Annotated in this window: 13 protein-coding genes; 6 read left to right on the top strand and 7 right to left on the bottom strand. The window is 71.7% G+C overall.

What is annotated here, in order from left to right; translation table 11 throughout:
* Nucleotides 1–15 precede the first annotated feature (15 nt).
* Together OG917_RS09720 and OG917_RS09715 are read left to right on the top strand one after the other, a co-directional pair.
* Nucleotides 16–714 (top strand): TetR/AcrR family transcriptional regulator, encoded by a 699-nt coding sequence (locus tag OG917_RS09720; RefSeq protein ID WP_328317163.1) that lies wholly within the window; start codon nt 16–18, stop codon nt 712–714.
* Between the two features lie 98 nt (nt 715–812).
* Nucleotides 813–1,541, top strand: a complete 729-nt coding sequence (locus OG917_RS09715; protein ID WP_328317162.1) for a bifunctional DNA primase/polymerase — start codon at nt 813–815, stop codon at nt 1,539–1,541.
* Nucleotides 1,542–1,623: 82 nt separating this feature from the next.
* Here the strand turns inward: OG917_RS09715 and OG917_RS09710 are convergent, their stop codons facing one another.
* The 4 genes from OG917_RS09710 to efeO form a co-directional block, all read right to left on the bottom strand.
* Nucleotides 1,624–2,592: a hypothetical protein gene (locus OG917_RS09710; RefSeq protein ID WP_328321763.1), complete on the bottom strand. Its 969-nt coding sequence runs from the start codon at nt 2,590–2,592 to the stop codon at nt 1,624–1,626.
* Nucleotides 2,480–3,448 carry an iron uptake transporter permease EfeU gene (gene efeU / locus OG917_RS09705; RefSeq protein WP_328317161.1) on the bottom strand — a complete coding sequence of 323 codons (969 nt, stop codon included), beginning with the start codon at nt 3,446–3,448 and terminating at the stop codon, nt 2,480–2,482. Before efeU ends, OG917_RS09710 begins: the two co-directional genes overlap by 113 nt.
* Nucleotides 3,449–3,520: 72 nt before the next feature.
* Nucleotides 3,521–4,828, bottom strand: a complete 1,308-nt coding sequence (gene efeB / locus OG917_RS09700) for an iron uptake transporter deferrochelatase/peroxidase subunit (RefSeq protein ID WP_443058932.1) — start codon at nt 4,826–4,828, stop codon at nt 3,521–3,523.
* Nucleotides 4,829–5,971, bottom strand: coding sequence for an iron uptake system protein EfeO (efeO, locus tag OG917_RS09695; RefSeq protein ID WP_328317159.1), 1,143 nt, complete (start codon nt 5,969–5,971; stop codon nt 4,829–4,831).
* Between the two features lie 305 nt (nt 5,972–6,276).
* Between efeO and OG917_RS09690 the strand changes: the two genes are divergently transcribed.
* The 3 genes from OG917_RS09690 (at nt 6,277) to OG917_RS09680 (ending at nt 8,940) form a co-directional block, all read left to right on the top strand.
* Nucleotides 6,277–6,942 carry a PhzF family phenazine biosynthesis protein gene (locus tag OG917_RS09690; RefSeq protein ID WP_328317158.1) on the top strand — a complete coding sequence of 222 codons (666 nt, stop codon included), beginning with the start codon at nt 6,277–6,279 and terminating at the stop codon, nt 6,940–6,942.
* Nucleotides 6,943–7,089: 147 nt separating this feature from the next.
* Nucleotides 7,090–7,830, top strand: coding sequence for an urease accessory protein UreF (locus OG917_RS09685; protein WP_328317157.1), 741 nt, complete (start codon nt 7,090–7,092; stop codon nt 7,828–7,830).
* 141 nt (nt 7,831–7,971) lie between these two features.
* Nucleotides 7,972–8,940, top strand: coding sequence for an urease accessory protein UreD (locus tag OG917_RS09680; protein WP_328317156.1), 969 nt, complete (start codon nt 7,972–7,974; stop codon nt 8,938–8,940).
* 54 nt (nt 8,941–8,994) lie between these two features.
* Here OG917_RS09680 and OG917_RS09675 read toward each other — a convergent pair whose 3' ends face one another.
* Both OG917_RS09675 and map read right to left on the bottom strand, forming a co-directional pair.
* On the bottom strand, nt 8,995–9,645 hold the full coding sequence (locus tag OG917_RS09675; protein WP_328317155.1) for a biliverdin-producing heme oxygenase: 651 nt from the start codon (nt 9,643–9,645) through the stop codon (nt 8,995–8,997).
* Between the two features lie 127 nt (nt 9,646–9,772).
* Nucleotides 9,773–10,630, bottom strand: a complete 858-nt coding sequence (gene map / locus OG917_RS09670) for a type I methionyl aminopeptidase (RefSeq protein ID WP_328317154.1) — start codon at nt 10,628–10,630, stop codon at nt 9,773–9,775.
* A gap of 30 nt (nt 10,631–10,660) precedes the next feature.
* Here map and OG917_RS09665 point away from each other — a divergent pair, with 30 nt between their 5' ends.
* Nucleotides 10,661–10,891, top strand: a complete 231-nt coding sequence (locus OG917_RS09665; protein WP_328317153.1) for a hypothetical protein — start codon at nt 10,661–10,663, stop codon at nt 10,889–10,891.
* Nucleotides 10,892–10,919: 28 nt separating this feature from the next.
* On the opposite strand, the gene OG917_RS09660 is transcribed toward OG917_RS09665, so the two are convergent.
* Nucleotides 10,920–12,215: an MFS transporter gene (locus OG917_RS09660; protein WP_328317152.1), complete on the bottom strand. Its 1,296-nt coding sequence runs from the start codon at nt 12,213–12,215 to the stop codon at nt 10,920–10,922.
* Between the last annotated feature and the right edge of the window lie 35 nt (nt 12,216–12,250).

Genomic DNA, 12,250 nt, shown 5'->3' with positions numbered 1-12,250 from the left:
GTTAGATTCCCCTCCATGGCCGACTCCCCGACCCCCGCAGCGAAGCCGCCCGCAGCACCACCGCCCGGCGCGGCACAGCCCGGCGCAGACCGGCCCGGGACCTCCAGGGCGCCGGACGCCGGCCGCCGCAGCGAACGCTCGCGCCGGGCCATCCTCGACGCCGCGCTCGCCCTGGTCGGAGAGGCCGGCTACAACAAGCTGACCATCGAGGCCATCGCCGCCCGCGCCGGAGTGGGGAAACAGACCATCTACCGCTGGTGGCCGTCGAAGGCGGCCGTACTCCTCGACGCCTCCCTGGCCCTCGCGGGGGACGCCGGTGGCGAGGGCGCGTGGTCCGGCTTCCCCGACACCGGGGACATCGCGGCCGACCTCAAGCATGTGTTGCGGCTCACTGTCGACCAGTTCAACGACGAGAAGTACGAGGCCCCGACCCGTGCCCTGACCGCAGCCGGCTGCACCGATCCGGAACTCGGCAGGCGCTTCACCCGTGAGTTGCTCGAACCGGCACTCGGGCTGTACGAGGAGCGGCTGCGGGCCGCCGTCACAGCCGGGCAGATCGGTCCTGACGTGGACGTCCGGATCGCCGTGGAGATGCTGGTCGGGCCGCTCACGCACCGCTGGCTCCAGCGCACCGCTCCGCTCACCCACGCCTTCGCCGACACCTGTGTGGACCAGGTACTCCGCGGGATCGGCGCCCGGCCGGACAGTGGCTGAACCACCCCGGCCGGTAAGTGTGGTCACCCGGGGCGCAGGATGGTGGCAGCATGGAGGGTCCGTGGAGCATGAGCGGAAGCGGCGAGGTGAGGGGATAGATGGGAACGGAGTTCGGCCGAGACCGTGGCCCGGCGAGCAGGATGACCCAGTGGTTGCGCCGCCGCCCGAAACAGACCCCCGACGACAACCTCGACCGCGAGAAGCTCTTCGTCGCGGCAGCCGACGCGGGGCTGCCACTCTCGCCCGCTGCCCACCCCGTCGGATACCGGTGTTCCTGTGACCGCGTGGGCTGTCCCACTCCGGCCAGGCATCCCCTCTCCTTCGCCTGGCAGACGCAGTCCACGACCGACCGCGCGCAGGTCGAGCGCTGGGTCCGCAACCAGCCCGACGCCAACTTCATCACCGCGACCGGCATGGTCCTCGACGTCCTCGACGTGCCGCTCGACGCGGGGCGCAGCGCACTGGAGCGGCTGCTCGCCGACGGGATCCAGGTGGGGCCCGTCGCACAGTCGGGCACCGACCGGATGCTCTTCTTCACCGCCACCCGGGGTACCCCCGAGGACGAGGACGAGTGGTGGCCGTGCGAGCTGGACTGCCACCCCGAGACGATGGATGAGCACCCGGGGCTGCGCTGGCACTGCCGCGGCAGCTATGTGCTCGTCCCGCCCGCCAGGCTCCCCGGTGGCGCGAGTGTGGACTGGGTCCGCGGACTCGAAAACCCGCTGCCCGATCCGCTGACCCTGCTGGAGACGCTCACCGACGCCTGCGCCCGCCATGCCGACGGCGACCAGGACGCACACGCGGTGGCCTGGCCCCTCGGCCGCTGAACCGGGTCCCGGTCTCCCGGCCGCCGGGCCGGTCTCAGCCCCGGCCGCCGTAGCGGGCCCCGGTGCGGACCGGCCCCGGGTCTCACGACCCCTTCGCCGCCGTCAGACCGGCCTGCCGGTTGAGGATGGTCACCTGTCCCTCGGCCGGGACCAGCGCGACCTGGCTGGAGACGCGCTCCTTGGTGATGGTGCTCCGCGCGTCACCGGTCATCAGCGCCCGTACATCCGCGGGCACCGTCAGGTGCAGCCCTTTCGCGGCCGTCTGCTGCTCGTAGTGCCGGGTGGAGAAGAAGACGAGCGCCCCGCCGCCCCTGACCGCAAGCCCCAGCGGCCGGTAGTCGCCGTCGGTGAGGGAGCGGTCCACGTACTGCGTGGAGAGCCCGGCCAGATTGGCGCTCTTCTCCCGTGCCCGACGCCAGACCGTGGTGTCGTTGCCGGGGGCGAAGTGGTCCGGGCTCCCGCTCTTCAGATACGCGGCGTACTCGCCGCTGAGCTTCTGCGGGGCCACCGCCAGCGAGGCGTCGGCCGGTTCGGCGGGCCGGGCCCAGCCGTCCTTGCCGGTGACGAAGTCGGGGACCGCCGACGGGCGCAGCACCGACAGATAGGCGGCCTTCCACGGTTGGCCGGCCGCATCCTTGACGAACACCACCAGCCAGCGGGTGTCCAGGTTGCCGGTGTCCTGGTCCCGGTTGGAGTCGGTGTCGGCGACGAACCACCGCGGCCAGCCGGCCTTCTCCGGGATGACGAACTTCGCGTCGGTGAGCCTCAGGTCCGTGTGCTGGGCGTTCCCGGCCGGGGTGGTGACGTGCCGCGCCTTCAGCCCCGCCTGGTTGATGGCTCCGAGCGGACCGGTGACCCGGCCCTCGTCGAGAGCCGGGTCGTACGCCTTGTCCGCCTTGTTGTACGCGACGGTGAAGGCGGCGAGCGCCCGCGCCGCCTCAGCCTTCGTCGCTGACGGTACGACTTCCAGCTCGCCGTGCACCGTCATGCACCCGCTCGCCGTCAGCGACAGCGCCGCCGTCGTCGCGAGACCCGCTGTCAGCCGCCCCAGCCTGCCCATGAGTTGCCTTCTGCTCCTGCGATCCCGCTGCCTTCGAGGACGTGGTGAACCCTACCGGGGCGAAGAAGAACGCGAGCGTGGGGACCAGATACAGCACCCATACCGTTGCCTGGAGCACCGTCGGGTCCGGCTGGAAGTTGAACACGCCCTTCAGGAGCGTCCCGTACCAGCTGTCCGGCGGGATGGCCGAGCTGATGTCGAACGCCAGGCTCTGCAGACCGGGGATGAAATCGGCCTCCTGCAGATCATGGACGCCGTACGCCAGCACACCCGCTGCCACGATCACCAGCATCCCGCCGGTCCAGGTGAAGAACTTCGACAGATTGATGCGGACCGCGCCCCGGTAGAAGAGCCACCCGAGCACCACGGCGCTGAGGATGCCGAGCAGCGCGCCGATCATCGGCCCCTGGGCGCCGTCGGTCGAGGTGTGCACCGAGGACCAGATGAACAGGGCCGTCTCCAGCCCCTCCCGGCCCACGGCCAGGAACGCCGTCGCGACCAGCGCGCCCGTGCCCATCTGCAGCGCGGTGTCGAGCTTCCCCTGGAGTTCGGCCTTCAGATGCCGTGCGGTACGCCGCATCCAGAAGACCATCCAGGTCACCAGAGCCACGGCGACGATCGACAGCGAACCGCCGAGCGCCTCCTGGGCCTTGAACGTCAGCTCCTGCGAACCGAATTCGAGCGCGAAGCCGAAAGCGAGCGCCACCAGGACCGCGGTGGAGATCCCGGTCCACACCGGGCGCAGCGCGTCGCGCCGCCCGGTCTTGACCAGATAGGCGATGAGGATGCACACGACCAGGCTCGCTTCGAGCCCCTCGCGCAGACCGATCAGATAGTTGCCGAACACGTCGGGTCCTTTCTGGTTGCAAGAACCGGGTTACGAGCACGACGGACTGTCCGGGCGGGGCGGACAGCGCGGTCAGGCGAACAGCGCACGGCCCCACCAGTCGCTCTTGTCGCGGACACCAGGCGGGACGGCGAAGTGCGCCGAACCCACGTGCTGGATGTACTCGTTGAGCGCGTCGTGGCGGGCCAGGCCGCGCTGGAGCGGGATGAACCCCTGCCGGGTGTCCTTCTGGTACGCCAGGAAGAACAGCCCCGCGTCCAGCCGCCCCAGGCCGTCCGTGCCGTCGGTGAAGGAGTAGCCGCGGCGCAGGATCCGGATCCCGTGGTTGCTGTCCGGATGGGCGAGACGTACGTGCGATGTCGGCAGCATCGCCTTGAGGAACGGCTCGTCGCGTTCCTTGGCCTTGCCGACCGGTGCGCCCTCGCCCTTGTCGCGGCCGAAGACGTCCTCCTGCTCCTGGAGCGATGCGCGGTCCCAGGTCTCGATGTGCATCCGGATGCGGCGGGCCACCAGATAGGAACCACCGGTCATCCAGGCGGCCCCGCCCTTCTCGGCGGCCCACACGTGCTGCTTCAGCGCGGCCGTGTCGGTGCCCGGGATGTTCCGGGTGCCGTCCTTGAAGCCCATCATGTTGCGCGGTGTCTGCGCGTCGGGAGTGGTCGACGACGTCTTGCCGAAACCGAGCTGCGACCAGCGGATCGCGATCTTCCCGAAGCCGATCCTGGCCAGATTGCGGATCGCGTGGACCGCGACCTGTGGATCGTCCGCGCACGCCTGGATGCACAGGTCCCCGCCGCTGCGCGTCGCTTCGAGGTTGTCGCCGGGGAACTCCGGCAGATCGACCAGCGCTTCGGGGCGCCTGCCCTCCAGGCCGAACCGGCCCTTCTCGAAGAGCTTCGGGCCGAAGCCGACGGTCAGCGTCAGCCGGGAGGGCTTCAGGCCGAGAGCCTCGCCGGTGTCGTCCGGCGGGGCCTCGGCGAGACCGCCGTACGCCCCGTCGCCCACGGTGTGCCCCTGGGTCATCAGGGCGGCCGCCGCGGTCCAGTCCTTGAGCAACTGGATCAGCTCGGCCCGGTCGCCGGTCGTCACGTCGAACGACGCGAAGTGCAGCCGGTCCTGGACGGCGGTGGCGATACCGGCCTGGTGTGCGCCGTGGAACGGCACGGCCGCGCCGGACTCCGCCACCGGGGCGGTGCTGTCGCCCGGGCGCAGCGCTGCCACCGCACCGCCCGCCGCCACCGCGCCGATGGCGAGCCCCGCTCCGCCCCAGCCGATGAGTGAACGCCGGGACGGGGAGGGGGTGTGGGTCTCGTCCGCCATGAGGGCCTCCTGCGTCTGCTCGCCGGCCGGCTGTCCGGCCGTCCGCTCCGTACCGGGCATCTACTTGGTGACCACGGCCGCTGCGAGCTTCGACAGCGGCTCCGCCAGGGCGTTGACGGCGTCCGACAGCTTCTTGCGGTCCGCCTGGGAGACTTTGTCGTACGGAGTGAAATCGTACGAGGTCTTGTCCTTGCGGTAGTGGTCGAGCAGTGAGTTCAGGGCGGTGAACTGCTGGTCCAGCTCCTTGGTCAGCGCCGGCTGGTTCTTCGACGCGACCGGCTTCAGCAGCTCGTACGCCTGCTGCGCGCCCTCGACGTTCGCCTTGAAGTCGACCAGGTCGGTGTGGCTGTAGCGGTCCTCCTCACCGGTGATCTTCCCGGTGGCGACCTCGTCGAGCAGCTCCTTGGCGCCGTTGGCCATCGAGGTCGGGGTGATCGCGGCCGTGCCCACGCGCTTCTGCCAGTCGGTGAGGTCGGTGTCCAGCTCGGTCGCGAGGGACTTCTCGGTGGCGCCGGTCTTCTTGTCCTGCCAGAGCGACTTCTCCAGGCGGTGCCAGCCGGTCCACTTCTGGCCCTTCTCCAGGCCGTCCGCGCGGGTGTCGGTCTTCGGGTCGATGTCGCCGAAGGACTCGGCGACCGGCTCGGTGCGCTCCCAGCCGATACGCGAGGGGGCGTACGCCTTCTTTGCCGCTTCCAGGTCGCCCTTGCGGATGGCGTCGGTGAAGACCTTCACCTTGGGCAGCGTCTCGTCGGCCTGGTCCTGGGCGTACTTGCGGTACGCGGCGACCGCGGCGTCCAGCTTCGGGTCGCGCTTCACGGCGTTGCCGCCGGTGACGGTGACCTTCTGGCGGATGCCGTTGCCCTTCATACCGGGCTTGCAGGCGATCTCGTACGACCCGGCCTTCACCTCGGCGGTCAGGCTCTGCTTGAGGCCCGGGCCTATGTTCTCGCGCTCCGCGACGATGCGGTCGTCGGGGAAGAGGAGATAGACCTCGGTGACCTTGGAGCCCTTGTTCTCCAGTGCGAACTGGACGTGACCGGCCGGGAACCGGGTGGTGGACACCTTGCAGGCGGAGTCGCTCGCGGTGACGGAGACGACGCCGTCACCGCCCTTGGCATCGCTCTTCTCGGCACAGCCCGTGACGGCGGTCAGAGCGGCCACGGCCGTGACGGCGGTGACGACGGAGAGTCGGACGGGTCGCATACGGGCTCCACGCTGGGTGAATGGTCGAGTGAGGCAGCCCTAACTTAACCGAGGCTTACCTGACTCATACCCCCTCGTGTCGTGATTCAGATCTCATTCCGGGGGGAGCGGTCACGGCTCCGTCACGTCTCAGTCATGCCTAGGTCAAGCGGCTCCCGAAGGCGGCCTTTCCGGGACCGCCGGGGGTGCCGCGGCGCCGCACGCACGCACGCCCGCCCGGGAAGCCCGCGGCCCGCCCCGGCGGCCGGCAGGCCGGGCCCGCCGCGGGGCCCGGCCGCGGACAGGCGCGGTGCTTGAATACCCGCGTGAACGAGATCGACGTACTCAGTGTCTTCTGCGGGCCCGACGGCCGGCACGGTGAGCGGCTCGGTGTCGTGCGCGAGGGCGCCCCGTTCCCCGGCCCGGCGGCCAGAACGGCCCGCGCCGCCGAACTCGGCTTCGGCCGGACGGTGTTCGTCGACGATCCCGAGCGCGGGAGGCTCGGCGTGCACGCCCCGGGCCCGCAGCCGGACTTCGCAGGGCACCCGCTGGTCGGAACCGCGTGGCTGCTGGACGTCGAGGTGCTCGAACTGGAGGCGGGCGACGTCATCACCCGCCAGGATGGCGAGTTCACCTGGATCACCGCCCCCGCGCGGTGGGCGCCGCGGCAGGAGCTCGGACGGCTGGCGAGCCCGGCGGACGTCGACGCCCTGGCGTGCCCGCCGCCGGGGGCTGCGCCGCTGTACGTCTGGGCCTGGGAGGACGAGGCCGCGGGCCGGGTCAGGGCCCGGGGATTCCCCCGCGCCAGGACAGCCGGCGCTGCGGGCGCGGCGGAGATGGAGGACGAGGCGAGCGGCTCCGGCGCCCTGCGGCTCACCGCAGCCCTGGGCCGGGCCCTCAATATCACCCAGGGCCGCGGCTCGCAGCTGCTTACCGCGCCCGCACCGGACGGCATGATCGAGCTGGGCGGCCGGGTGCGCTTCGCGCAGTGACCCCGCCCCGGGCGGTCCGGGCGCCGCTCACTCCATCGGGCCGCCTGGGGTGGCACGTCCGCCGGGCTCTCGTAGCGTCGGAAGCGCGGCCTTCGCCGTGCCCGACTCCACTCAGTGATCCGCCCGAACTGCCGAAACGAGGCACCCATGGTCGGCCAGCCGGTGTACCTGTACGGGGATGACCCACCGGTCGTTCCGGCCCCGCAGGCGCCCCTGCTGGTCAGTCTGCAACTCATGGACGCCGCGTTCCCGGGCGACGGGTGCAGCCCCGCCTACGAGTGGGACTGCCTGGTCAGGCAGGACCGGATGGGGTCCGCAGGACCGGGACCCCTGCTGCACGCGCTGTTGCGCCACGGCGTCGGCCCCTCCGACGCGACGGCGCTCGCCCTCGCCCACCACGCCGCCGCGCAGCGCTGCTGGGGTGAGGTCGCCGAGATCGACGAACGGCTGCACGCCGCCAAGCTCGGCCGGGAGCAGCGAGCCGCCGCGACCCGGACCGGCCGGCGGATGCTCGGACTGGCCCGCTCGGTCTTCCCCTGCGACGCCGTCGAGGAGTTCGCCGCTCTGGTCGCGCGGGGGGAGGCACCCGGCAACCGCGCGGTGGTCTCCGCCGTCGTCCAGGCCGGTATGGGCGTACCCCGCCAACAGGCGGTGTCCGCCGAGCTGTTCGCCTTCTGCGCCGCCTTCGCCGCCGCGGCCCGGCGGACGGGGGCCGTCGGCGACCACGGCGCCGCGCAGCTGCTGCTGCGCGGGGCCGCCCCGGTCATCGAGGAGGTCACGGCGGACGCACTCCGCCGTGAACTGGCCGATCTGGGCGGCTGCGTGCCCGCGGCCGAGACCCCGTGGGGGCGCCACGGCCGTGCCGGAGCACAGACGCCGGCCGGCTGAGCGGGCGCGCGCGTACGACCTGCCGGCCCACCGGCCGTCAGAGACCGGAAGGGATCACCATGAACGCCAGAGTGCCGAACGCGGTCCGCCGCTGCGCCGAACTCCCTCTGCCGGGCGGCCTGAACGGGGCGGTGGTCTGACATGGCACTCGTCACGGACGAGCCACCCGAGGCGTCGGGGACGGGACGGCCGCCGGGGGAGTCGCGGCTCGCCGCCGCACACCACACGCCGGGCCGGGTGCCCCCCGAAGTCACCGGCCACGCCCCGGACGGCGCCGGTGGCTCGGGGGCCGGACCTTCCACCCGGGTCGGTCTGGTGGAGATGGGGTTCGAGCGGCTGAGCGGTCGCACCGAGCTCGTCCGCCGGTACAGCAGGATGCCGCTGCGGATCGGCAGGCCGCAGTACCAGGACCCGCTGCGCCCGCAGATGGCCTTCGTCCGGCTCGCCCCCGTCGCGGACGGCATCGTCGAGGCGGACCGCCAGCGCGTCGACGTCTGCTGCGGCGCCGAGACGGAGGTGCACCTCGGGACGGGGGCCGTGACTCTGGTCCGTCCGATGGACCACGGTCATGCCACCCGGCTGGTCCATCTCGCGGCCGGGCCCGACGCGTATCTGGAGTATCTGCCGGAGCCGCTGTGCCCGTCCCCGGGCGCCCGGTTCTACCAGCGCACCGTGATCACCGCGGACCCCACTGCCACCGTCGTCATCGGCGAGACGCTGGCGGCGGGGGAGGCGGGCCCCGGTGACGGCGCCCTCCGGCTGGACCTGGAGGTGCGGCGCCCCGGCGGCGCACTGCTCGCCCTCGACGCGGTGCGCCTGGGCCGCGACCGGCACGGTGCGCCAGGGCCCGCCGCGCTGGCCGGGCACACCCGGACGGCCTCGCTCCATGTCGTGACCGGCCGCGCTCCCGCGACCGAGGTGGCCGACGCGCTGCATGCCGCTCTCGACGGCCTGGGGGTGCGGTACGGCGTCAGTGTGCTGCCGCACGACTGCGGGGCGTGGCTGCGGGTGCTGGGCGATGACGAGGCGGCCGTGGCGTCCGCCCGGCGCGCGGGCTGGGACGCCGCTCGCAGGCTGCTCACCGGCTCACGCGCCCCGGTGCTTGGCTGATCACCCGTCCGGGTCCCGGCCGGGCCCGCCCAGGGCCCGGCCCTCCCCGGGATGTCAGGCGCTGAGCGGCGTGAACTCCCGGCTCAGCGCGTGGAAGATCTCCGTGTTGAGTGCGAACGCGTGCTTGCACTCGTCCACGATCCGCCGCTTCTCCAGGTCGTCCGCGTCCACCGCGTCCAGCAGCTCCCGGTAACCACGCTTGAACGCGGCAGGGTTGGGGATCTCCTCGAACACGTAGAACCGCACACCGTCGCCCTTGCGTGCGAAGCCCCAGGTCTTCTCCGCCACGTCGCGGACGATCTGACCGCCGGACAGGTCCCCGAGGTAGCGGGTGTAGTGGTGGGCGACATAGCCGCCGGGCCAGGTGCGCGCGCAGTGCGTCACCCGCTCCGCGTAGGCGGTGGTGGCGGGCAGCGGTGTCAGGCCCGTGCGCCAGCCGGGCCCGCGCAGATACGCCAGGTCCTGCTCCAGCGCCGCTGTGCGCATCAGCTCGGGCAGGACGAAGGGGCCGGCCACGGCGTCCCCGGCCAGCGCCCCGGCGTTCTCTTCCAGCGCCCGGTAGACGAACCACAGTTGCTCGGTGTAGCGGGCGTAGGCGTCCACCCCGAGCCGGCCGCTCAGCATGTCGCTCATGAACGTCGAGGAGTTGGCCTGGTCGTGCCGTTCGTGCGAGGCGGTGCGGATGAGCGTCGAAAAGGCGTCCATGGCGGACCTCCGGAGCCGGGGGCGGGAACCTGGGTCGATCCTCCATGCTTAGGCTTACCTAAGTCAATGGGTTCCCGACGACGTGTCGGGAACACGCGTACCCGTCCCGGCCCCCTGTCAATCCGGGTCAGGGCAGCGTCAGGATCTCCGCCCCGGTCTCCGTCACCACGAGCGTGTGCTCGAACTGCGCGGTCCGCCTGCGGTCCTTGGTCACCACCGTCCAGCCGTCCTCCCACATGTCGTACTCGTGCGTGCCGAGGGTGAGCATCGGCTCGATCGTGAACGTCATACCGGGCCGGATCAGCTCCGTGGCGTACGGGCTGTCGTAATGCGGGACGATCAGCCCGGAGTGGAACGACGTACTGATGCCGTGCCCGGTGAAGTCCTTGACCACGCCGTATCCGAAGCGCTTGGCGTACGACTCGATGACCCGCCCGATGACATTGATCTGGCGGCCCGGCCGCACGGCCTTGATGGCCCGGTCGAGCGACTCCCGGGTCCGCTCCACCAGGAGCCGCGACTCCTCGTCGACGTCCCCGCAGAGGTAGGTGGCGTTGTTGTCCCCGTGCACCCCGTTGATGTACGCGGTGACGTCGAGGTTCACGATGTCGCCGTCCCGGACCACCGTGGAGTCCGGGATCCCGTGGCAGATGACTTCGTTGACGGAGGTGCAGAGCGACTTCTTGAAGCCGCGGTAGCCGAGGGTCGACGGGTAGGCGCCGTGGTCGCACATGAAGTCATGGGCGACCCGGTCGAGTTCGTCCGTCGTCACACCGGGCACGATGTGCTTGGCGGCCTCCGCCATCGCCTGTGCGGCGATTCGGCCCGCGACGCGCATACGCTCGACGGTGTCGGCGTCCTGGACGTCCGGACCGGTGTACGGCGTCGGCGCGGGCTTGCCCACGTACTCGGGACGCCGGATGTTTCCGGGTACGGAACGGGTGGGAGAGAGCTCCCCTGGTACGAGCAGTGACTGGCCAGACATGCCAGCGAGTGTATGAGAGAGGAGCCGACCATGGCTTTGTTCAAGAAGCGCGCGGCCGCGAAGCCGGGCGAGTGGTACTACTGCATTCAGCACAAAAAGGTCGAAGAGGGGCCCGAGTGCCCGGCCAAGGACCGCTTCGGGCCGTACGCCACCCGCGAGGAGGCGACCCACGCCATGGAGACGGCGGCCGAGCGCAATCTGGAGTGGGAGACCGACCCCAAGTGGCACGACAAGAACGCCCCGGAGGACAGGGAGGGCTGACCGGCAGGGCGCTGCCGCTCCTGCCTGATCAGACAGCCGCCGCAGCCGCCGCCGCCTCCTTGCGGGCGCGGCGCAGCTGCGCGTCGGTGTCCGTGTCCGCGTCGTACGTCACCAGCTTCGGCAGCACCGCGGCGAGTACGCCCACCGACGCGACGCACGCCAGCCCGCCGCTCCATATCGCCGTCCGGGTCCCGGTCCAGCCGGCCAGCGTCCCCGACCTGACCTGACCCAGCTGCGGCCCGATGCTGTACGAGAGCACCTCGATGCCCGCGAGCCGCCCGCGCAGCTCATCCGGGATGGTCTGGTTCCAGATGGTGGAGCGGCCGAGGCCGCTGAGCATGTCGCCCGCGCCCGCGAACGCCAGGCAGAGCAGCACCAGCCAGACGTTGGTGCACCAGCCCGCCGCGGTGATCGCCAGACCCCAGCCCGCCGCCCCGAAGACCACGAAGAGCCCGTGCCGCCTGACCCGTGACGTCCAGCCGCTGGTCAGACTGAGCAGTACGGATCCCACCGAACCCGCCGCGTACATCAGGCCGAGGGCCCAGGTGGCGTGCAGGTCGTCGGCGAGGAAGGGGAAGACCGTGTTCGGGTAGGCGAAGAACATCGCGGCCAGGTCGATCGCGTACGTCCCCAGCAGCACCGGCCGGCTCCAGGCGTACCGGGCGCCCTCGGCGATCCCGCGCAGCGACGGCCGTTCGGCATCGTGCGAAGGGGGTGCGGGCGACAGCCGGGTGCACATGGCGACCGAGACGGTGAAACCCAGCACCGTGACGCCGTACGCGGTCGGGTAGCCGGCGTACGCCACCACCACGCCCGCCAGCGCCGGGCCCGCGATCGCACCGGTCTGCCAGCGCAGGGCGTTCAGCGAGGCGGCAGCGGTGAGCTGGTCGTGCGGCACGATCCGGGCCAGCAGTGAGTCGAGCGCGGGCCGCTGGAGCCCGGCGAGGGCCGAGACCCCGGCGGCCACGACATACAGCGGCCAGAGCATCGGGGCCGGGATCAGCGCGTTGACCAGCAGCGTCACGGCCAGCAGCCCCAGCCCCGCCTCGGTGGCCAGGATGACCTTGCGCCGGTCGGCCGCGTCGGCAAGCGCGCCGCCGTACAGGCCGAAGACGACCAGCGGCACCAGTTCGACCGCGCCCATCGCGCCCACGGCGGCCGGCGAGCCGGTGAGGTCCTTGATCTGGAGCGGCAGGGCGATCAGCGCCATGGAGCTGCCGAAGAAGGCGATCAGACCCTGGATCCAGAGCAGCCGGAACTCGCGGGACGAGCGCCAGGGGGTGAGGTCGGGAAGGATCGCGCCGAGCCGCGTGCGAGGAGCCACAAGGGGTCATGTTCGGCCGCCCCGCACCCGGCCCG

This window comes from Streptomyces sp. NBC_00388 (assembly GCF_036061255.1).
Taxonomy (GTDB): domain Bacteria; phylum Actinomycetota; class Actinomycetes; order Streptomycetales; family Streptomycetaceae; genus Streptomyces.
The sequence above is the reverse complement of the archived record's forward strand: the minus strand, read 5'-3'. Positions and strand labels throughout refer to the sequence as shown.

Coding starts and splice junctions, on each gene's coding strand:
- OG917_RS09715 (WP_328317162.1), top strand. CDS start 813: ATGGGAACGGAGTTCGGCCGAGACCGTGGCCCGGCGAGCAGGATGACC.
- OG917_RS09665 (WP_328317153.1), top strand. CDS start 10,661: ATGGCTTTGTTCAAGAAGCGCGCGGCCGCGAAGCCGGGCGAGTGGTAC.
- OG917_RS09680 (WP_328317156.1), top strand. CDS start 7,972: ATGGCACTCGTCACGGACGAGCCACCCGAGGCGTCGGGGACGGGACGG.
- efeO (WP_328317159.1), bottom strand. CDS start 5,971: ATGCGACCCGTCCGACTCTCCGTCGTCACCGCCGTCACGGCCGTGGCC.
- OG917_RS09675 (WP_328317155.1), bottom strand. CDS start 9,645: ATGGACGCCTTTTCGACGCTCATCCGCACCGCCTCGCACGAACGGCAC.
- OG917_RS09720 (WP_328317163.1), top strand. CDS start 16: ATGGCCGACTCCCCGACCCCCGCAGCGAAGCCGCCCGCAGCACCACCG.
- map (WP_328317154.1), bottom strand. CDS start 10,630: ATGTCTGGCCAGTCACTGCTCGTACCAGGGGAGCTCTCTCCCACCCGT.
- efeB (WP_443058932.1), bottom strand. CDS start 4,828: ATGCCCGGTACGGAGCGGACGGCCGGACAGCCGGCCGGCGAGCAGACG.
- OG917_RS09685 (WP_328317157.1), top strand. CDS start 7,090: ATGGTCGGCCAGCCGGTGTACCTGTACGGGGATGACCCACCGGTCGTT.